General features: G+C 39.6%; 19 protein-coding genes. 18 read left to right on the forward strand and 1 reads right to left on the reverse strand.

What is annotated here, in order from left to right; all coding sequences use genetic code 11:
• Positions 1 to 77 precede the first annotated feature (77 nt).
• From AEQ18_RS08465 to AEQ18_RS08490, 6 genes are all read left to right on the forward strand, one after another.
• Positions 78 to 407: an AbrB/MazE/SpoVT family DNA-binding domain-containing protein gene (locus AEQ18_RS08465; RefSeq protein ID WP_054115894.1), complete on the forward strand. Its 330-nt coding sequence runs from the start codon at positions 78 to 80 to the stop codon at positions 405 to 407.
• On the forward strand, positions 397 to 687 hold the full coding sequence (locus AEQ18_RS08470; protein ID WP_054115895.1) for a type II toxin-antitoxin system RelE/ParE family toxin: 291 nt from the start codon (positions 397 to 399) through the stop codon (positions 685 to 687). The genes AEQ18_RS08465 and AEQ18_RS08470 overlap by 11 nt, the downstream gene beginning before the upstream one ends.
• 345 nt (positions 688 to 1,032) lie before the next feature.
• Positions 1,033 to 3,624, forward strand: coding sequence for a bifunctional acetaldehyde-CoA/alcohol dehydrogenase (gene adhE, locus AEQ18_RS08475; protein ID WP_054115896.1), 2,592 nt, complete (start codon positions 1,033 to 1,035; stop codon positions 3,622 to 3,624).
• 190 nt (positions 3,625 to 3,814) lie between these two features.
• Positions 3,815 to 4,300, forward strand: coding sequence for a hypothetical protein (locus AEQ18_RS08480; protein ID WP_054115897.1), 486 nt, complete (start codon positions 3,815 to 3,817; stop codon positions 4,298 to 4,300).
• A gap of 355 nt (positions 4,301 to 4,655) precedes the next feature.
• Positions 4,656 to 5,492: a hypothetical protein gene (locus AEQ18_RS08485; protein ID WP_054115898.1), complete on the forward strand. Its 837-nt coding sequence runs from the start codon at positions 4,656 to 4,658 to the stop codon at positions 5,490 to 5,492.
• Between the two features lie 10 nt (positions 5,493 to 5,502).
• The gene (locus tag AEQ18_RS08490; protein WP_160316056.1) at positions 5,503 to 7,158 is read left to right on the forward strand and encodes a heparinase II/III family protein; all 1,656 of its coding nucleotides are present in this window, start codon (positions 5,503 to 5,505) and stop codon (positions 7,156 to 7,158) included.
• Between the two features lie 72 nt (positions 7,159 to 7,230).
• On the opposite strand, the gene AEQ18_RS08495 is transcribed toward AEQ18_RS08490, so the two are convergent.
• Positions 7,231 to 8,277, reverse strand: a complete 1,047-nt coding sequence (locus tag AEQ18_RS08495) for a LacI family DNA-binding transcriptional regulator (protein ID WP_054115900.1) — start codon at positions 8,275 to 8,277, stop codon at positions 7,231 to 7,233.
• Between the two features lie 296 nt (positions 8,278 to 8,573).
• On the opposite strand from AEQ18_RS08495, the gene AEQ18_RS08500 reads away from it, so the two are divergent.
• The 12 genes from AEQ18_RS08500 to sufU all read left to right on the forward strand — a co-directional run bounded on the left by AEQ18_RS08500 (position 8,574) and on the right by sufU (position 20,444).
• Positions 8,574 to 8,852, forward strand: a complete 279-nt coding sequence (locus tag AEQ18_RS08500) for a hypothetical protein (protein WP_235505513.1) — start codon at positions 8,574 to 8,576, stop codon at positions 8,850 to 8,852.
• Entirely contained in the window at positions 8,849 to 10,687 is a 1,839-nt protein-coding gene (locus tag AEQ18_RS08505) for a DUF2264 domain-containing protein (protein WP_054115901.1), read from the forward strand. The genes AEQ18_RS08500 and AEQ18_RS08505 overlap by 4 nt, the downstream gene beginning before the upstream one ends.
• Positions 10,668 to 11,822: a glycoside hydrolase family 88 protein gene (locus tag AEQ18_RS08510; protein ID WP_054115902.1), complete on the forward strand. Its 1,155-nt coding sequence runs from the start codon at positions 10,668 to 10,670 to the stop codon at positions 11,820 to 11,822. Before AEQ18_RS08505 ends, AEQ18_RS08510 begins: the two co-directional genes overlap by 20 nt.
• Positions 11,823 to 11,870: 48 nt before the next feature.
• Positions 11,871 to 13,142: an ABC transporter substrate-binding protein gene (locus tag AEQ18_RS08515; RefSeq protein ID WP_054115903.1), complete on the forward strand. Its 1,272-nt coding sequence runs from the start codon at positions 11,871 to 11,873 to the stop codon at positions 13,140 to 13,142.
• A gap of 88 nt (positions 13,143 to 13,230) precedes the next feature.
• Positions 13,231 to 14,133 (forward strand): carbohydrate ABC transporter permease, encoded by a 903-nt coding sequence (locus AEQ18_RS08520; RefSeq protein ID WP_054115904.1) that lies wholly within the window; start codon positions 13,231 to 13,233, stop codon positions 14,131 to 14,133.
• Positions 14,134 to 14,277: 144 nt separating this feature from the next.
• Positions 14,278 to 15,018: a carbohydrate ABC transporter permease gene (locus AEQ18_RS08525; RefSeq protein ID WP_442855697.1), complete on the forward strand. Its 741-nt coding sequence runs from the start codon at positions 14,278 to 14,280 to the stop codon at positions 15,016 to 15,018.
• An 11-nt stretch (positions 15,019 to 15,029) separates the two neighbouring features.
• Positions 15,030 to 15,692 (forward strand): hypothetical protein, encoded by a 663-nt coding sequence (locus AEQ18_RS08530; protein WP_054115906.1) that lies wholly within the window; start codon positions 15,030 to 15,032, stop codon positions 15,690 to 15,692.
• A gap of 187 nt (positions 15,693 to 15,879) precedes the next feature.
• Positions 15,880 to 16,416: a GNAT family N-acetyltransferase gene (locus AEQ18_RS08535; protein WP_054115907.1), complete on the forward strand. Its 537-nt coding sequence runs from the start codon at positions 15,880 to 15,882 to the stop codon at positions 16,414 to 16,416.
• 226 nt (positions 16,417 to 16,642) lie between these two features.
• Positions 16,643 to 17,416, forward strand: coding sequence for a Fe-S cluster assembly ATPase SufC (gene sufC / locus AEQ18_RS08540; RefSeq protein WP_054115908.1), 774 nt, complete (start codon positions 16,643 to 16,645; stop codon positions 17,414 to 17,416).
• Between the two features lie 13 nt (positions 17,417 to 17,429).
• Complete coding sequence (gene sufD, locus AEQ18_RS08545) at positions 17,430 to 18,734, forward strand: Fe-S cluster assembly protein SufD (RefSeq protein ID WP_054115909.1); 1,305 nt, start codon at positions 17,430 to 17,432, stop codon at positions 18,732 to 18,734.
• The gene (locus tag AEQ18_RS08550; RefSeq protein WP_054115910.1) at positions 18,731 to 19,975 is read left to right on the forward strand and encodes a cysteine desulfurase; all 1,245 of its coding nucleotides are present in this window, start codon (positions 18,731 to 18,733) and stop codon (positions 19,973 to 19,975) included. The genes sufD and AEQ18_RS08550 overlap by 4 nt, the downstream gene beginning before the upstream one ends.
• Positions 19,953 to 20,444: a Fe-S cluster assembly sulfur transfer protein SufU gene (gene sufU, locus AEQ18_RS08555; RefSeq protein ID WP_054115911.1), complete on the forward strand. Its 492-nt coding sequence runs from the start codon at positions 19,953 to 19,955 to the stop codon at positions 20,442 to 20,444. The genes AEQ18_RS08550 and sufU overlap by 23 nt, the downstream gene beginning before the upstream one ends.

Here is a 20,444-nt window from a genome sequence, read left to right on the forward strand (position 1 = left end):
GTAATTACTTGTAATGACTCCTCGTGATGGTATAATGTAATGACAGAGACATTACTAATGACAGGGGAGGAATAAAGATGATCACCAAGACCAGAAAACAAGGAAACTCAATTATGTTGACCGTACCCAAAGACTTCAATATTCCCAGTGGCGTGGCAGTAGAGCCTAAACTAGTAGGCAATGGTATTCTATACGAATTTGTAGAACCAGCAAAAGATTTTTTCGATTTTGGTGAAGAGATTTTAACGGATATCATCGCAGAGGGATATGAGCATGAAGATATTTTAGCAGCATTCAAAGAGCGCAAAGAAAAAATAGTGGCTTCATTTCACACCATTGCTGAAGAAGCATATACAGATGCTCGACCTGTGACAAAGGAGGCGCTGGAGGCAGAACTTGACCTATGAAGTGATACCTTCAAAACATGTCATAAAATATCTGAAAAAAATAAAGGAAAAGCAACTAAAGAAAAAATTTATAGCGCTCATATATGATGAAATCGCAATAGATCCTCTTAATGGAAAACAAAAATCAGGGGACTTAGTCGGTATCTGGTCGAAAGGATTTACCTATGCAGGCACGATGTATAGAGTTGCCTACACCATCAAAGATGATCAGCTAATAGTCATTCTTTTATGTGGCACACATGAAAATTTTTATGCGCAATTGAAGCAAATAAATAGATAAATGACTTTCATTGAGGGAAGAGGATCAATGAACAGAAATCATCTAACGTCTAGATAAAGAAATCTAGACGTTATTTGTATGTATGAAAATAGTGGGAAAGCTACGAAAAATGAGCATAATATCCATGAATTGCTCAATAAAACACATGTGATTTTATATTCGTTTTGTACAGTGCCAATGTTTTATAGGATAAACAAAAGAATGAAAACGCTTGATTTGAAGATATTTTAAAAACTGTGAAAAAAATCACAAAAAACTATTTACAAATAAAAAAAGATGCTGTATCATTCTATATGTGAAGTACTTAACAAATAAAAACTTGTTTAAGAACTAGGAGGAACAACAATGGCTAAGACATTGGAAAAAGAAGTAACCATCGACGTACAAGGCATGATCGACGATTTGGCTGTAAAAGCAAACGTTGCATTAAAAGAAATGGAAAGTTTTGATCAAGAGAAAGTAGACCACATTGTGCATGAAATGGCAATGGCTGCGTTAGACAAACATATGCCGCTTGCAAAAATGGCTGTTGAAGAAACTGGCCGTGGTATTTACGAAGATAAAGCAATCAAAAACATGTATGCATCAGAATACATTTGGAACAGCATCAAACACGACAAAACTGTTGGTGTGATCAATGAAGACAAACAAAAAGGCTTGATTGAAATTGCTGAACCAGTTGGTGTGGTCTGTGGTGTAACCCCAACGACAAACCCAACTTCAACAACGATTTTTAAAGCAATGATCGCGTTGAAAACCCGTAACCCAATCGTATTTGCTTTCCATCCATCTGCACAAAAATGTTCAGCAGAAGCAGCGCGGATCGTGCGAGATGCTGCAGTTGCAGCGGGCGCACCTGAAAACTGTGTCCAATGGATCGAACATCCATCTATCGAAGCGACTGGCTTGTTGATGAACCATCCAGGCATCGCCATCGTTTTGGCAACTGGTGGTGCGGGCATGGTCAAAGCAGCTTACTCAACTGGTAAACCAGCTTTAGGCGTTGGCCCAGGTAACGTGCCAGCTTATATTGAAAAAACAGCAAAAGTAAAACGCGCTGTGAACGACTTGATTGTATCAAAAACATTTGATAACGGCATGATCTGTGCTTCTGAACAAGCAGTGATCGTTGATAAAGAAGTGTATGCTGCAGTCAAAGCTGAATTTGAAGCACATCAAGTCTATGTGGTGAAACCAAAAGAATTGCAAAAATTAGAAGATGCAGTGATGAATGAAGGCAAATATGCCGTAAATCCAGCAATCGTTGGACATTCAGCAATGGATATTGCCAAATTAGCAGGCATCAAAGTACCTGAAGGCACAAAATTATTGATTGCTGAATTAGATGGCGTAGGTGCGGATTATCCATTATCACGTGAAAAATTATCTCCAGTCTTGGCGATGATCAAAGCCAACAACACAGAAGATGCGTTCCAAAAATGTGAAGCGATGCTTGATTTAGGCGGATTAGGCCATACAGCCGTGATTCATAGTGAAAACGAAGACTTGCACTTGGCATTCGGTTTACGAATGAAAGCATGCCGGATCTTAGTCAATACACCATCAGCAGAAGGCGGTATTGGTAATATCTACAATGAAATGATCCCATCATTGACATTGGGTTGCGGTTCATACGGAAAGAACTCAGTATCACGCAACGTATCAGCTGTCAATTTGATCAATGTGAAAACTGTAGCGAAACGGAGAAATAATATGCAATGGTTCAAATTGCCACCAAAAATTTTCTTTGAAAAAAACTCTTTGATGTATCTTGAAAAAATGGAAAACGTAGAGCGTGTCATGATCGTCTGCGATCCAGGTATGGTTCAATTTGGCTACTGTGATACTGTGCGAGAAGTCCTTGCACGCCGCAAAAATGATGTCAAAATCGAAGTGTTCTCAGATGTAGAACCAAATCCTTCAACAAATACAGTTTATGCTGGAACAAAAATGATGGTTGATTTCCAACCAGATACAGTAATCGCTTTGGGCGGTGGTTCAGCGATGGATGCGGCCAAAGGCATGTGGATGTTCTATGAGCACCCAGACACATCATTCTTTGGCGCGAAACAAAAATTCTTGGATATCCGCAAACGGACGTACAAGATCGATAAACCAGAAAAAACACAATTTGTATGTATCCCAACGACTTCTGGTACAGGTTCTGAAGTGACACCTTTCGCCGTTATTACAGACAGTGAAACACACGTGAAATATCCATTGGCTGACTATGCATTGACACCAGACGTAGCGATCGTTGACCCACAATTCGTGATGTCCGTTCCTGCTTCTGTTACAGCTGATACTGGGATGGACGTCTTGACACATGCCATTGAATCTTATGTATCAGTGATGGCATCTGACTACACACGTGGATTAAGCTTACAAGCAATCAAGTTGGTCTTTGACTACTTAGAAAAATCTGTCAAAACACCTGATATGGAATCTCGTGAAAAAATGCATAACGCGTCAACAATGGCTGGTATGGCCTTCGCCAATGCATTCTTAGGTATTTGTCACTCAGTTGCCCACAAAATCGGGGGCGAATATGGCATTCCTCACGGACGGACAAATGCGATTCTTTTACCGCATATTATTCGCTACAATGCGAAAGATCCGCAAAAACATGCGATGTTCCCGAAATATGATTTCTTCCGTGCAGATACAGATTACGCTGACATTGCGAAATTCTTGGGTCTTAAAGGTGAAACCACAGCTGAACTAGTAGATGCTTTGGCAACTGCTGTGTATGAATTAGGTCAATCAGTGGGAATCGACATGAACTTGAAAGCACAAGGTGTGACACAAGAAACCTTAGATACGACAGTTGATCGGATGGCTGAATTGGCTTATGAAGACCAATGTACAACAGCAAATCCAAAAGAACCTTTGATTTCTGAATTGAAACAAATCATTGTGGATGCTTACAACGGCTAAACAAATGACTAAAACCAGCCCCGCGGTATCTTAGCTGCTAAGGGGCTGGTTTTTTTTATGAGTGATCCAAGAGGCAAAGACATGAATGAAGCGTGAGCGCAAATAAAGGATTTTGTATTTCTCTGAGGTTTTCTTGACGGATCCAAAGAAAAACGTAACAATAGACTATATCAGTAGGAGGGTGTCGCCCATGGAAATAGAAAGATTGATAGCGGATTTAAATCGGCAACAAAAAGAATTGGAAGCGGTACACAAACAATTGATCCAAACGACGATCACCAAAGAGGAAGAAAGCCAAACCTTTCTTTTTGATTTGAAAGATTACGCGGATAGTTTATCTTTAGTGACTGTTTATGCAGAGCCAGTCCAAGTTGAAGCACCGCCAGTCCAAAGATTATCTGCTATTCTCGGTGAACAGGTACAAACATTGCAACAACTTATTCGAATCCTCTCGGCACAAGAAGAAAGTGAAGCTGCGGACTTCTATGGTCAGCAAGGTGGCGAGTTGCGGCGAACGATTGCCAGTTTGAATGGTATCGTAGAATTGAACGGATTGCTTTTACAAGATAATTTAACCTTTCAACGAAAGCTGAAAGATCATCCGCTACAACAACTTTCAGTTCAAGAGACTGCGGATAAACCAGGCTTTTTTCAACGATTATTCAACAAGAAGTAAGAGAATTATGGTTCAAAGAGAATCAAGTTGTTTTCATGTAGAAGAGATTCGTCTATATGAAAACAACTTGATTTTTTTGTGGTCAAGATTGACTAAATAACGTATTGCCTGAAAAACTGAAGTAGTGTATGCCGACTTGCATGCGTTTCAAAGGCAGTTTATGTTCCAGTGAACTTTGGTGAATGTGTTCCTATAATTCAAAAAACTGTTATTTTATTTGTTTAGTAAAATTTATCAATAAAATTTCTTTTTATCAGAAATATTTAAGTAAAAAAATAGTAAAAAATAGTTTAAAAGCGTTTTCTTTTCGTTCTGATTGATTATAATAGATGTGATAAGGAAGGAGATTTTATCTATGACAATGCTTACCATGTCCATACTAGATTCAAAAGGAAAAATAAAGGAAGGATTTTTTTCTCATGATAAGGAAAAACAAATGATCTCGGCTTCAGGGGAAGATTTTGTTCAACTTGCATTACAAGATTTCCAATATGAAGACGGCGATGACATTATGATCACATTGGATCAATCAGGTGTATTTTTAGTCGTGAAATTAGACGAAACCTTGGATTCGACAATGATTTATTTAAAGGAGAAAGAGTGGCGGTATAAAGTCAAACGTACACAAAATGCGCTTGAAGCGGCCCCGCAGTTTCGCTTTGCAGGGAATTGTCATTACTTGCGCGCGCGTCTTGCTACCTCAGCAGAAGTGCGGACCTATCGTAATATTGCCCTTAATCCGCATGATCAAAAAAATGAGAGCGGTGTTTATCCACATGCCTGGGCGAATGTAGAAACAAGAGATGATGCGACATTCTTTGCCTGTAACGCAATCGATGGTGTTTTCGCCAATCGCTCTCATGGGAACTATCCCTATGGGTCTTGGGGAATCAATCAACAATTAGATGCTGCCTTGACGATTGAATTTGGTAAAGAAGTTCAAGTGGATCATGTGCGGCTTACATTAAGGGCAGATTTTCCACATGATAATTATTGGGAAAATGTTACAGCGGTGTTTTCTGACGGCAGTAGTGAAACTTTTGTAACTACCAAAACAGACGGTGGGCAATCATTTGATTTCAAAAAAAGAAGAACTACCAGTATTACCTTGTGTCACTTGATCCAATCAGATGATCCGTCGCCATTTCCTGCCCTTACGCAAGTCGAGGTTTTTGGTTATTATGAATTCTAAACGAGAAGAAATGACAATCAAATCATTAGAAAAAGAAATAATAGAAGCAGCTAAAGTATATGTTTCTGAAGGCATGATTCCCCATTTGCCTTTTAAAGGATATTCCGTTTTTTTAGAAACAGGTGAACGTATTACCTTTGAGAAGGCGTACTTTGAACGTCGGCGACGATTAGTGGTTTTAGGTTTGGGTTATTATCTTGATAAAAGGAAAGATACTAAAGCCTTGCTGATGCAATTATTATGGGAAATATGCAATGAGTATACTTGGAGCTTACCTGCTCATCTGCCAATCGAAAAAGGCTATTATACAAAAGAAGCTAAAACAACGATTGATTTGTTTGCAGCAGAAACCGGACAGGCATTGAGCGAACTTTTAACACTAGTTGGCGATGATTTGGATCCATTACTGAATATACGAGTATTGGAAGAAATCGACGCTCGGATTTTGTCTCCCTTTGAGAACAAATTTTGGGATTGGGAAGATAAAGAAAATAATTGGTCAGCGGTAATAGGTGGATGCATAGGAATGATCGCTTTAGTTGTGGTCAAAGATAGTGCCCGATTGTCGGCAATCATTGATCGATTAGATCGATCAATGTCTAGTTACTTGGACGGTTTTGGCGATGATGGTGCGTGCGTTGAAGGTGTAGGTTACTGGGACTATGGATTTGGCTATTTTATTTATTACGCTGAAAAGCTTCAATCAGTCTTAGGTGATTCACGCTATTTAAGTCATCCTAAGGTGAAAGCAATTGCAGCATTTCCTTATTATACAATGATCTATCCTAATAAATATTTACCTTTTTCAGATTTTGCAGATAGTACGTTATCAAGCGGTTTGCTCAGTTTTTGCCATCAGTATTTTCATGTTCCTGTTCCACAGCTGTCTGGCGGTGTGAGTAGGCTGGATAGTGATCATTGTTACCGCTTTGCCCCAATCTATCGTAATTTAAGCTGGTATGACAAAACAATCACCCATCCCATAGCGACAGATGCTTTTCGTTACTATGAATCAGCGCAATGGCTGATTGTCAAAAAATCAGCGTTGTTTTTTGCAGCAAAAGGTGGGCATAATCAAGAAAGCCACAATCATATAGATGTAGGTCATTTTGTTTTAGGAATTGATAATACTTTATTCTTAACTGATCTTGGTGCGGGTGAATATACAAAAGAATACTTTGATGATAGGTTCAGGTATCAGTTCTTTGTGCCTTCTGCTCAAAGCCACTCAATTCCTATTATCAATGGAGTAACACAACAAGAATATGGAAAAAATGCCATTGTGGAAGAGGTATCGAGAAGCCGTTTTGATTTATCTTTAACGGATTTTTATCCCCAAGCATGTCTAGATTCTTATAGTCGTTCATTTCGTTTAGAGGAAAATCAATTAATCGTCGTTGATCAGTTTAAATTTCAACAAAGTAATAATACGGTCGAAGAGCAGTTTGTGACGGAAATTGAACCACAAGTCGTTGGCCAAACAGTCAGATTGAGGAAGGAAGATAATATTTGTCAGTTGTACTTTGAGATTGGAGAAATTTCTGTAAAGACTATGCGATACAAAAATCACTATGGGGTGGAAAATAAAGCCTATGTGATAAAGGTTTTGAGCCAACATGGTCATGCTGATCATATCAAAACGGTTGTTTCTTGGAACAAAGATTAGATAATAGTGCATACAAAAAACTGCTTTCCCAGAAATATCAACAAGGGAGAAGCAGTTTTTTTTCGATCTATTTTAAGTGTTTTCCCTCGGATATGCTGTAGATTCTCGTACAATCAACTCTGTACTTAAGAAAATCCGACGGGCTACACTTGGATTTGAAATTCGATTATACAGTAATTCAATTCCTGTTTCGCCCATTTCTTCTGTAAAAGCCCGTACAGAAGATAGCGGGGGAGAAACATAACGTGAAACCGATATGTCATTGATTCCCATCACACTGATATCGCCGGGAACCGCTATACCTTGTGCTGTTAAGGTGTGAATAATACCAATTGCAAAAGCATCGTTTGCAGCAAGTATAGCCGTAGGCAATGATTCACCCCATGTCTGTAATGCTTGTAAGGCTAGTTCTTCACCAGTTTTTACATCAAGTGCACTATTTTCTTTGACAATAAAATAAGTATCATCATATAAATCATAGTGTTTCATCATATCTACATATGTGTTGACGGTCGGGGTTTTATATCGTCGATAACCATACATGTTTTGGCTCTCTTCAGCCCCGATAAAGGCTATCTTTTGATGACCTAAATCAGTTAAGTGATTCAATGCTAATTCTGTAGCTTGAGCAAAATCTGTATTGACCGAATCGTAATCATCTAAAGGGAAATTACTCCCAATCACGCAAAGATTAGGATGTAATTCGTGGAGTTCAGCTACTTTTTCTTGCGTAAACTTGCCGATCGCTAATAGACCATCCAACCCTTGAATCGCATGAGGATCTAGTTGCGAAATCTTCAATAAATCACATCCTAATTCAGCAGCACGCTTTTCTACGCCCATACGAATCGACATGTAATAAATATCTTCTAACTCTTCATCATCGATTCGCCATTGAACGATTCCAATTGAGATTTCATTTTTTTGTTGCTTGATCGGTACAGTGACTTTCTGTTTTTGTTTGGTTTTGTACTTTGTATAATTTAGTTTTTCAGCAGCTTCGAATATCTTGCGTTTGGTTTCTTCAGTTACAGAAAGGCTGGGATCATAATTCAAAACCCTCGATACTGTGGAGATGGATACTTCGGCAATGGATGCTATATCAGTAATCGTGGCCAAACAAATACCTCCTTCAAATTAAGTTGATACTACTAGTATATTTCTTTTTACTAAAAAAACCAACACCTAAATCTTAATGCCAGGAAAATTTTACTTAATTTTAGGAAAAGTGTTGATTTTTTTCCTAAAATTAAGTATGATAAATTCTGAAGAAAGCGTTTTATCCAATGGGGTGATTTGTTTTGAATGTGTATAAATCGTTATTTTTATGTTTATCGCTCATGATATTGAGTGGATGCACTTTACAAAGTGAAAGTACACAAACGGCGAAGTTTTCTCAAGAAACAGTGACTAAGTTGAAAACTGCAGCCAAGACATACACTGATCTTGCATATCAAGAAGGAGAAGTTCCTTTAAATGAATTTGTTCAAATGACTGGGAAAATAACTGATACCGATAGTCAAGATGCTCAAATCAAGGAAGGAGATCGTTTCGTGCTGCAAACAGATTCGGCGAAATATCAAGTGTTTAATCAGCAAGGAACAGTACTTTACTTAGAAGAGGAAGTCACGGTTTACGGAGAATATTATGGATTTATTAAGGGAACTTTGATAGAAAGGAATACTGAAAAATGATCAATAAAAGAATCAAGCAAAATCCATTTGAACAATATGAAGATGTAGCTGATGGGTTTAATGATATGTTAGATGTTTTGCATCCTTATTTTAAAGCTGAAACAGCGGGAGGGTTGGATTTAGGAACGCATGGCACTGTGTATGACAAAAAGATTAGAGATGTTGAGGCTTTCTTAAGACCACTCTGGGGATTAGGTCCTTTTCTTACACAAAATGATAGTCCGTTTTTAGCAGAATATATGGATGGAATCATTGCAGGAACGAATCCTAAGCATCCCAATTATTGGGGAATCGTTCAGGATTTTGATCAACGGATCGTAGAGATGGCTTCTTTAAGCACCCTGTTCTTACTAAATAAGGAAAAGACTTGGCTAAAGCTGACCAAAGAGCAGAAAATAAATGTCCATGCTTGGTTGATCCAAGCGAATGATCACGAGATACCAGCAAACAATTGGCATTTCTTTCGTATTTTAGTTAATTCTGCCATGAAGGTATGTGACATGCCTTATGATCAAGAGCAAATCGAAAAAGATTTTGCTTTGATTGAAACATTTTATTTGGGGGATGGTTGGTATTGTGATGGTGTGCAAACACAGATAGATTATTATGTCTCTTTTGCTATTCACTACTATAGCTTGCTTTATACGAAGCTAATGCCTGAGGATGAAACGCGCTGTCAGAGATTTAAAGATCGTGCGATCCAGTTTGCACAAACTTTTCAATATTGGTTTTCCGCAACAGGTGCAGCAGTTCCATTCGGTAGAAGTTTATCCTATCGCTTCGCACAGGTATCTTTTTTCAGTGCTTTAGTATTTGCAGATGTGGAAGCGTTACCTTGGGGAGAAATCAAAGGAATCATTAGTCGTCACTTGCATCATTGGATGCAACAAGATATTTTTACGCCGGAAGGGTTACTATCAGTAGGATATTATTATCAAAATTTAGTTTTTGCTGAAGGATATAACGCACCTGGATCGCCTTATTGGGCATTCAAAACTTTTTTGCTGTTGGCAGTACCCAAAGATCATCCATATTGGCAATCTGAAGTCCAACCTTTGCAAATGAAGACACTCAAAAATCCACACCCAATCAGTAGGAATTATTATCAGCATAATCGTGATTTGACTCATGCACTGATGTTTCCTGCAGGTCAATTCATTAATAATCAGAGTCATGCAAGCAGTAAGTATAGCAAATTTGTTTATTCTTCCATCTTTGGCAATAGTGTGCCTAAAAGCAATTATAAGTACTACGAAGGAAACTTCGATAACTGCTTAGCATTGTCAGAAGACGATCGTTTTTTTAGAACCAAAGAATTGGATCATGCTTACGATATACGGTCTGATCGAATCGTTCATGAATGGCATCCATGGACGGATGTCCGTATTAGATCCACGATTGTCCCCCTTGAGGGATGTCATGTGAGAATTCATGAAGTGCAGTCTGCTAGACCATTATACTTGTATGAAGGTGGATTTTCGACACCACAAGGGCAAAGTGAAATCATACAAAAAAAAGAGCGCGCTGCAGTAAAAAATAGGGTAGGTGAATCGAGTGTAGAATCGATCCTTGGGTTTGACGAAAGTGGCGTAGTCAGAACAGAACCAAATACAAACCTATTATTTCCCGCAACGCTGCTGCCATATTTGAAAGTAAAAAGAGCGAGTGGAAATTATGTATTGGTATCAGTAATTACTGGTTTGCTTCCCCATGAGTGTACACAACCAGTAGATATAAAACAAAGCAGTGGGCAACTGACGATCAAACAATCTGAGGAGCAGATCGTTGTTGCTTTGGCAGGAGGACAAGACGAAAATGAGCAAGGCGATAAGTGAGAAATTAACGAAAGACTGGTTACAAGAAGAAACAGCGTTTGTTTTAGAAAAGGTGACCCACAATTTGAGAACATTCACAGATTTGGTTCCACCAGCGGCAAGCATTAATCAAGTTTATCAACCTGAAGAAAATATAGATTGGACAGCCAGTTTTTGGAACGGTATGTTGTTTTTAAGCAAAGAATTGAGTCAGAGTGATACCTATGATCTTGTGATCGACCATCAATTACGTGCCTTCCAATATCGATTGGATCATCAAATAGCACTAGAAACACATGACATTGGTTTTCTCTATATTTTATCAGCACTAGCGGATTATAAGGTCAATGGCCGTGATGCATCAAAAGAGATGGCGCTTCAAGCTGCAGATTTGCTGATGAAAAGATATTCCCCAAAAGCGCAAATCATACAAGCCTGGGGGGATCTTAATGATCCGGAGCAACGAGGACGGATCATTATTGATTGTTTAATGAATTTGCCGCTTCTTTATTTTGCCTCTCAAGAAACAGGTGATCCTCGGTATAAAGAAGCAGCCTATGCTCATGCAAAGCAAACACAAAAATATATTGTGAGGGAAAATGCTACGACCTTCCATACCTATTATTTTGATGTTGAAACGGGAAAACCGCTTTATGGGAAAACGCAACAAGGATTCGCTGATGATTCATGTTGGGCTCGTGGTCAAGCTTGGGGGATCTACGGATTCACACTAAGTTATCTTTATACTGGCGACTACAGTTTTCTTGAAACGGCAAAACAAGTCGCAGATTTTTTCATCGCAGATTTACCGGAAGATAAAGTGTGTTATTGGGATCTTGTGTTTAATGACGGAAGTGAGGAGGAAAGAGATAGTTCATCTGCGGCAATTGCCGTCTGCGGACTGCTGGAATTAACGAAGCACTTACCCCTTTCTGACGAAAAACATCACACATATCAATCGGTGGCATTTGAGATGATGGAAGCATTGGCACAAAATTATACGACGAAAACTTCTCCAATGTCGAATGGGATTTTGTTACATGGTGTTTATGACAAAAACACAAATAAAGGTGTGGATGAGTGCATGATATGGGGAGATTATTTCTACCTTGAAGCACTGACACGCCTAACACAGTCTTGGTATATGTATTGGTGATTCAAGGGGATATCCCTAAAATATAAAATATAAAATGGAGGAATTAAAATGAAATTGTGGAAAAAAAGTTTTATGGCAGTCGCAATGTTAGGCGCTGTTGCAGCTTTAACAGCTTGTGGTGGAGATACTTCTTCAGAGAATGATTCATCCGCAGATGGCGATATCAAATTGACAGTTACTACGTGGAATTATGATACGACACCTGAATTTGAAAAACTGTTTCGTGCTTTTGAGGCTGCTAATCCTGGAATCACTGTTGAGCCAGTCGATATTGCTTCTGATGATTATGATACAAAACTTACAACGATGCTTTCATCTGGGGATACCACAGACATTTTAACCATGAAAAATTTATTATCTTATTCTAACTATGCATTACGAGATCAGTTAGTTGATTTAACAGACCACATATCCTCGATTGATACTGATCCAGCGCAAGCAAGTTACGAAATGTATGATGTGGACGGAAAAACCTATGCACAACCCTATCGAACTGATTTTTGGGTACTATATTATAACAAAAAAATGTTTGATGATGCTGGATTAGATTATCCATCCAATATCACATGGGATGAATATGAAACGTTGGCCAGTGAATTATCAAACCCTGATGACCAAGTATATGGGGCATACCAACACACATGGCGTTCTACAACACAAGCCATCGCAGCTGCGCAAAATGACGCAAACCTTGTTGACCCAACATATGATTATTTAGAAAGCTATTATGATCGTGCGTTGAGAATGCAAGAGAACAAATCACAAATGGATTTCGGAACAGCGAAATCAACAAAAGTAACCTATCAATCACAGTTCGAAAACAGTAAAGCCGCAATGATGTATATGGGTACCTGGTATATGGGTGCATTGATGACGAATATTGATGATGGCAAAACTGATGTTGAATGGGGAATTGCCGAAATACCGCAAAATGAATCTGGCGATGTGACAACATTTGGTTCGCCAACTGCTTATGCCATTAACAAAAATTCAAAAAATCAAGAAGCAGCACAAAAATTCCTAGACTTTTGCTCTGGAGAAGAAGGTGCGAAAGTTTTAGCAGAAGTCGGTGTCGTTCCTTCTTATAAAACTGATGCAATCGACGAATTGTACTTCTCACGAGAAGGCATGCCTTCTGATGAAGTTTCTAAAAAAGCGTTTAACCCAGAAAAAGTAGCTATTGAATTTCCAGTTGATGAAAACGGCCCAGCAATCGATAAAGTATTACAAGAAGAACATGATTTGATCATGGTAGGTGACGAAACACCTAAAGAAGGTATTGCCAATATGGAGAAACGTGTAAAATCTGAAATCGAATAACTTTTTCTAGAGAAGGGATCCGGATTTCGATCTCTTCTCTGGTAGAAATGAAAGGGGGCACCTGCTGGTCATGCAGTAGGGCGCAAATATGGAAGTTACCTCAAAATCAAAAACAGCAAATCGGTTACGCCGTAAAAATACATGGACCGCTTGGTCATTTATTGCACCAAACTTTATCGGTTTCTTTTTGTTTACATTGATCCCAGTTATTTTTTCTCTGATTTTAGCTTTTATGGAATGGGATTCATTTAGTACACCTGAATTTGTTGGATTCAAGAATTTCACAAAAATGGTAGGCGATGATACTTTTTGGATTTCATTGAAGAATACATTTTTATATACAATAGGCGTTGTACCATTGACGTTGGTTTGTTCACTTGGATTAGCAATTTTATTGAATAAAAAAATCCGAGGGATTAAGTTTTTCAGAACAGCATTTTTCTTTCCCTATGTCACTTCTCTGGTTGCTATCGCAGTGGTATGGAACATGTTGTTTCATCCCACAATGGGTCCAATCAACCAATTCTTAAAAGTATTTATAGAAAACCCGCCTGGATGGACGTCTAGTTCAGATTGGGCATTGACAGCAATCGTTATCGTCAGTGTATGGCGTGGTATGGGCTATTATATGATACTATATTTGGCTGGTTTGCAAAGTGTGCCCAAAGAACTATATGAAGCCGCTTCAATGGATGGAGCAAATAAGTGGAAGCAATTTTTAAATGTCACGTTACCATCCTTGCGCCCAACGACTTTTTTTGTATCGATCATGCTGGTGATCAATTGTTTTAAAATATTTGATTTGGTGCAAGTGATGACTGCCGGCGGACCGGGACGCGCAACAAATGTTCTTGTATACAATATCTATAATGAAGCATTTGTGAAGTTCAATTTTGGCTATGCTTCTGCGATAGCGATGGTTTTGTTTATCATTGTATTGGGTATCACTGTCATTCAATTCAGATGGAATCAACGACAAGAAAGAGTGTAGGGAGGGACTATAATGGAAAATGTACTTACTAAAAAGCATACAAAAACCAAAATAAAAGCCAAAGAAAAAGTCACATTTGGCAGCATCATACTCATAATCGTGCTGACGGTTTTGGCATTAGTCACATTGGTCCCTTTTATATGGATGCTTTCTGCGTCGTTTAAAACAAACAATGATGTATTCAGTGTGCCGATTCAATGGATTCCCAAAACGTGGCATCCAGAGAACTATTCAGTGATCTGGGATAGGATTCCATTACTAACATTCTTTAAAAATACTGCTTTCTTGAGTATTGTTATCACATTGATCCAATTGTTTACATCAAGTTTTGCAGCATATGGATTTTCAAAAATGAATTTTAAAGGTCGAGATTTACTTTTCTTGACTTATATAGGTACGATCGCTATTCCATGGCAATCGTATATGATCCCTCAGTTTATTATGATGCGTCAATTCGGCTTAACTGATACGTTATGGTCACTTGTACTGTTGCAAGCATTTAGCGCGTTCGGTGTTTTTCTATTAAAGCAATACTATAGCAGTATTCCGGATTCGTTATGTGAAAGTGCCCGTATCGACGGTTTAAGTGAGTGGGGAATCTATCGTAAAATTATTTTACCCCTTACTAAACCTGCATTGGCAAGTTTGACCATTATTACTTTTGTTAATACGTGGAACGATTATATGGGACCTTTCATTTATTTGTCTTCAACTGAAAACAAAACGATTCAGTTGGGACTGAAAATGTTTGTCGGATTATATGATGCTGAGTACGCATTGATCATGGCGGCATCTGTAGTGTCGATATTACCGGTAGGTATTGTCTTTTTGGCGATGCAAAAGTATTTTGTAGAAGGTATTGCAACTTCTGGTATGAAGAATTGAGGTGAGCGCAGATGTTTACTAAACCAACATTTGATAACAATATCTATATGAAAATTTTCCAAATACTATACACTGCACTACTAGCAAATCTATGTTTTTGGCTGATGATACTCCCTTTTTCTGCTGCTGCTTTATTGCTAGATATCAATCTAGGAAATACTTTTTGGTTTGCAGTATCGAGTTTGTGGTTAGGTCCAGGTATGATTAGCTTGATGGCTTTTATTGATCGATGGGTCAGTGAGAAAGAAATGGCACCAGTCAAAGCTTTCTGCTTTGCCGTGAAATCTTTTGGCAAACGCGGCTTTCTATATTGGTTGATTGGTTGGGGTGGTATAGTGATGGCTATTGTAGATATGCGTGCGTTTAGTTATGTCACTTATGGTCAATGGACCTATCCGTTCTTTATCATATTAGGAATCTTGTCGATTGGGTTAAGCATCAATAGCTGGTATTTTCAGGTGAGAAACCCTCATGCGAAAATGAAGGCCGTTTTAATGATGTCGTTTTATTATCTAATTAGAAAATGGTATCTTAGTATGATCAATATTTCTCTATTTCTTTTGGTTTTAGGATTGATTGTCATTAAACCGCAAGTTGGACTGCTGCTTTCTCCGATTGTGTTGACGAGTTTGATTTATCTTAATCTATATCAAATGGGGCATCAAAAAAAATAATGTGGTTTCTTTTGTATGTAATGGAAAGCGGCTTATCTTTCTTCTCATCGAAAAAATCAGTTATCTCACAGCACTAAGGGAATACCCGTTTTATTTTTCAAGCAATATCAATTGAAACACTCTCCTTCATCAAGTACACTATGGGAAGTTAGCCGCCATTTTAGGCGGCTTTTTTAGGAGGGATACAATGACACAAATCACCTTAAAACCAATCACAGAAGACAACCTTAGCGAACTTTGGTCCGTCAGCTATGGTCCGAAAGCAGATTTAGAATGGATGAACTGGGATGGGCCGTATTTTCAAGATCCTGTGTTGACATGGGAAGATTTTCGCAGCGGATTTGGAAAAAATTGTCTGGACAATCCCTTGCGTAAAGCTATTTATGCGGATGACCGTCTGGTTGGCATCGTGACCGCTTATTGGGAAGACAACGATCTGCATCAATGGCTGGATTTCGGTATTGCCATCTATGATCCCAATCTTTGGAATCGTGGGGTGGGCAGTCAAGCGATCCGTCAGTGGCTCACCTATTTATTTGCCCAAGAACCGACTATTCAGCGAATCGGTTATACCACGTGGTCTGGCAATCATCGGATGATGAAACTAGGAGAAAAACTTGGGATGCTGAAAGAAGCACAAATTAGGAAAGTTCGTTTCTGGCAAGGTGAATATTATGATTCCGTTAAATACGGGATTTTGCGGGAAGAATGGCTGCATAACTAATTCAAATGGTATATCCTCTACTGGATATGCCGTTTTTTTTCGGAAAATCATTGATTTGTGCGCATTTTTTTTGAATCACGAATTTTCTTGGCGAATTGGCTGTTTTAGTTTATAATAATTCTAATGTAAGAGATAGAATTAAATCGACAAATGCGAGAATAGCGTTTGAAGTTCATTCTCAATTGGTCTAGAATAGTGAGAAAGATAAGATACTGGAGGGAATAGCATGTCAGTTTTAGAAATCAAAAATCTACACGTTCAAATTGAAGACAAAAAGATTTTAAAAGGCGTTGACTTAGTACTAAAAACTGGAGAGATCCATGCCATCATGGGACCAAATGGAACAGGTAAATCAACCTTATCAGCGGCCATCATGGGCAATCCAAACTATGAAGTCACTGAGGGTGAAATTTTATTTGACGGTGAAAATGTATTGGAAATGGAAGTTGATGAACGGGCGCGTTTAGGTTTGTTCTTAGCGATGCAGTATCCTAGTGAAATTCCAGGGATCACCAACGCAGAATTCATGCGGGCAGCAATCAATGCGAAACGTGATGAAGATGACAAAATCTCTGTTATGGATTTCTTGAAAAAATTAGACCAAAAAATGGACCTATTGAATATGCCGGAAGAAATGGCAGAACGCTATTTGAATGAAGGCTTTTCTGGTGGTGAAAAGAAACGGAACGAAATCTTGCAATTGTTGATGTTAGAACCAACATTTGCGATCTTAGATGAAATCGATTCTGGGCTAGATATCGACGCATTGAAAGTCGTAGCCAAAGGGGTCAATGAAATGCGCGGTGAAGGTTTTGGCGCGTTGATCATTACCCATTACCAACGGTTATTAAATTACATCACACCTGATGTTGTGCATATCATGATGGAAGGCCGTGTCGTGATGACAGGTTCTGCTGATTTGGCCAAACGTTTAGAAGCAGAAGGTTATGCAGGGATCAGTAAAGAATTAGGGATCGACTACAAAGAAGAAGAAGCGTAAGGGGGCAAGGTAAATGGCAAAATTACATGATTATCTTGAACAAGTCAACGTTTTTTCGGCATTGAAAGAAGAACCTGAATGGATGTTGGAAATCCGGCAAGCGGCATTAGCAAAAGTGGATGAATTGCAATTCCCGAAAATCGAGCGGGTTCGTTACGAACGTTGGCCATTGTTTAATATCGATGAAACAACCTTAACTGGTGGACAGACGATTTCTGAAGAGGCAATTGCGCATGCTGTGCCTGCCTTTGATGAGATGGATAGCCATCCAACTGTTGTCCAATATGAAGAAACAACGATTTTTGAACAATTGCCGCAACATTTGGTTGACCAAGGCGTGATTTTTACAGATCTATTCACTGCGTTGCAGGAAGTGCCTGAACTAGTCAATCAATATTATATGTCTAAAGCTGTGCCAGTCGACGAAGACAAAATGACGGCAGCCCATGCAGCCTTTATGAATAGCGGGTTGTTTTTATATGTACCTAAGAATGTGGTTATTGAGGAACCTTTAGAAGCCATCTTCTACCATAATGGCAATAGCCAAGCACATTTCTTCAAACATGTCTTGATTGTCGCTGATGAACATAGTGAGTTCAGCTATTTGGAACGTTTCCAAACAAAAGGCGATCAAGCCAAAAAGTTATCAGGCAATATTGTCGTCGAAGTGATTGCCAAAGCAGGCGCAAAGGTCAAGTTTTCAGCAATCGATCAATTAGGGGTCAATATCACGACGTACATGAATCGCCGGGGCTATATCTTGCGAGATGCAATGGTAGATTGGGCGATCGGTGTCATGAACGATGGCGATGTCGTGGCTGACTTTGATTCTGATTTGGTCGGTGAAGGGGCGCATTCTGAAGTCAAAGCTGTGGCTATCAGTGCCGGCAGACAGACACAAGGGATCGATACCCGCGTGACCAATAAAGCACCCCATTCAATTGGTCATATTTTACAGCATGGAGTCATTCGTGAACGAGGCGTATTGACCTTCAATGGAATCGGTCATATTTTAAAAGGTGCTAAAGGTGCAGATGCACAACAAGAAAGTCGTGTGTTGATGCTGTCTGATCAAGCCCGCGGAGATGCCAATCCGATTCTTTTGATCGATGAACACGAAGTCACTGCAGGACATGCAGCCAGTGTTGGTCGCGTCGATCCAGAAGAAATGTACTATTTAATGAGCCGTGGCCTACGTAAAGAAGACGCAGAACGGTTGGTCATCCGTGGGTTCTTAGGTTCTGTTTTGACTGCAATTCCTGTGAAAGCAGTCCAACAAGAATTGGTAGAAGTGATTGAAGGGAAGTTGCTTGCATGATCGATAGCCATAAAGTGAAACAAGCGTTTCCCATTTTGGATCAAATCGTCAATGATGAACCACTGGTGTATCTTGACAATGCGGCAACAACCCAAAAACCAGAAGCTGTTCTAGATGCAGTGACCGCTTATTATCATCAAGACAATGCCAATGTCCACCGAGGCGTCCATACGCTAGCAGAACGGGCGACGCAATCTTATGAAGCAGCTAGAGAGAAAGTCCGTCAGTTTATCCATGCCAAAGAAACGGCAGAAATCCTGTTTACCAGAGGGACGACTACAGGCTTGAATTGGGTCTCTCGCAGTTTTGGTGATCAATTTGTCAAAGAAGGCGATGAAATCGTGATTTCCTATATGGAACATCACTCGAATATCATCCCTTGGCAACAATTGGCCAAACGAAAAAAGGCGACTCTGAAATACATCCAGTTAACCCCAGAGGGTACACTGGATATGGCAGATGCCAAAAATCAAATCACCGAAAAAACAGCGATCGTATCGATTGCCCATGTCTCGAATGTGCTAGGTGTGATTAACCCAATTGCCGAATTAACGGCATTGGCTCATGCCAATCAGGCAGTCATGGTCGTGGATGGTGCCCAAGCAGTGCCTCATATGACCGTTGATGTACAAGCATTGGACTGTGATTTTTATGCTTTTTCTGGGCACAAAATGTGCGGCCCTACTGGTACAGGCGTTTTATACGGCAAACGTACTTGGCTAGAACAAATGGAACCTGTCGAATTTGGCGGAGAAATGATTGATTTCGTCCATTTGCAAGACAGCACTTGGAAAGAATTGCCTTGGAAATTTGAAGCAGGCACACCCAATATTGCCGGGGCAATCGGGTTAGGCGCGGCAGTCGATTACTTGCAAGAAATCGGTTTAGACGCCATCCATCAGCACGAAGCAGAAATCGTTGCCTATGTCTTGCCAAAATTGCAAGCCATTGAGGGGTTAACGATTTATGGCCCGCAAGAAGCTGCCAAGCGAACAGGTGTGATTGCGTTCAATATTGAGGGCATTCATCCCCACGATGTGGCAACAGCTTTAGATATGGAAGGCATCGCTGTACGGGCTGGTCACCATTGTGCCCAACCCCTCCTACAATATTTGCAAGTGCCGGCAACTGCACGGGCGAGCTTTTACCTGTATAATACAAGAGAGGACGCCGATCGTTTGGTTGACGGCATTAAGCTAACGAAGGAGTTTTTTCAATATGGCACTGACACGCTTAGATAATTTATACCGGCAAGTGATTTTGGATCATTCCAGTCATCCCCATCACCGCGGCACATTGGGAGATTCAACCTACAAAGTCGAATTGAACAATCCAACTTGCGGCGATGTGATTCACCTGGAACTTGCTGTTGAAGGAGAAACCATCAAAGACATCGCGTTTACGGGAGAAGGTTGTTCCATTAGTACTGCCAGCGCGTCAATGATGGGCGATGCGGTTATCGGTAAAACCTTGGCGGAAGCAGGAGATTTGTCACACTTGTTTTCTGAACTTGTCCAAGGACATGATGTCCCAGACAGTGATCAATTAGGGGATGCATCGATGTTAAGTGGTGTAGCGAAATTTCCCGCGCGGATCAAATGCGCAACATTGGCTTGGAAGGCTTTAGAAAAAGCCATCCATGACGATCAAGGACAAGCAACCACTGGTCAACTGCACTGTTCAAATGAAGACAAGCAACCGACGGAATAG

Origin of the sequence: Enterococcus sp. RIT-PI-f, assembly GCF_001297065.1 — a bacterium.
In the GTDB taxonomy this organism is placed as follows: domain Bacteria; phylum Bacillota; class Bacilli; order Lactobacillales; family Enterococcaceae; genus Enterococcus_D.

Coding starts and splice junctions, on each gene's coding strand:
- AEQ18_RS08505 (WP_054115901.1), top strand. CDS start 8,849: ATGATCAATAAAAGAATCAAGCAAAATCCATTTGAACAATATGAAGAT.
- AEQ18_RS08525 (WP_442855697.1), top strand. CDS start 14,278: ATGCTTTCTGCGTCGTTTAAAACAAACAATGATGTATTCAGTGTGCCG.
- AEQ18_RS08535 (WP_054115907.1), top strand. CDS start 15,880: ATGACACAAATCACCTTAAAACCAATCACAGAAGACAACCTTAGCGAA.
- AEQ18_RS08515 (WP_054115903.1), top strand. CDS start 11,871: ATGAAATTGTGGAAAAAAAGTTTTATGGCAGTCGCAATGTTAGGCGCT.
- AEQ18_RS08520 (WP_054115904.1), top strand. CDS start 13,231: ATGGAAGTTACCTCAAAATCAAAAACAGCAAATCGGTTACGCCGTAAA.
- AEQ18_RS08490 (WP_160316056.1), top strand. CDS start 5,503: ATGACAATCAAATCATTAGAAAAAGAAATAATAGAAGCAGCTAAAGTA.
- sufD (WP_054115909.1), top strand. CDS start 17,430: ATGGCAAAATTACATGATTATCTTGAACAAGTCAACGTTTTTTCGGCA.
- AEQ18_RS08510 (WP_054115902.1), top strand. CDS start 10,668: ATGAGCAAGGCGATAAGTGAGAAATTAACGAAAGACTGGTTACAAGAA.
- AEQ18_RS08530 (WP_054115906.1), top strand. CDS start 15,030: ATGTTTACTAAACCAACATTTGATAACAATATCTATATGAAAATTTTC.
- sufU (WP_054115911.1), top strand. CDS start 19,953: ATGGCACTGACACGCTTAGATAATTTATACCGGCAAGTGATTTTGGAT.
- AEQ18_RS08485 (WP_054115898.1), top strand. CDS start 4,656: ATGACAATGCTTACCATGTCCATACTAGATTCAAAAGGAAAAATAAAG.
- sufC (WP_054115908.1), top strand. CDS start 16,643: ATGTCAGTTTTAGAAATCAAAAATCTACACGTTCAAATTGAAGACAAA.
- adhE (WP_054115896.1), top strand. CDS start 1,033: ATGGCTAAGACATTGGAAAAAGAAGTAACCATCGACGTACAAGGCATG.
- AEQ18_RS08480 (WP_054115897.1), top strand. CDS start 3,815: ATGGAAATAGAAAGATTGATAGCGGATTTAAATCGGCAACAAAAAGAA.
- AEQ18_RS08550 (WP_054115910.1), top strand. CDS start 18,731: ATGATCGATAGCCATAAAGTGAAACAAGCGTTTCCCATTTTGGATCAA.
- AEQ18_RS08465 (WP_054115894.1), top strand. CDS start 78: ATGATCACCAAGACCAGAAAACAAGGAAACTCAATTATGTTGACCGTA.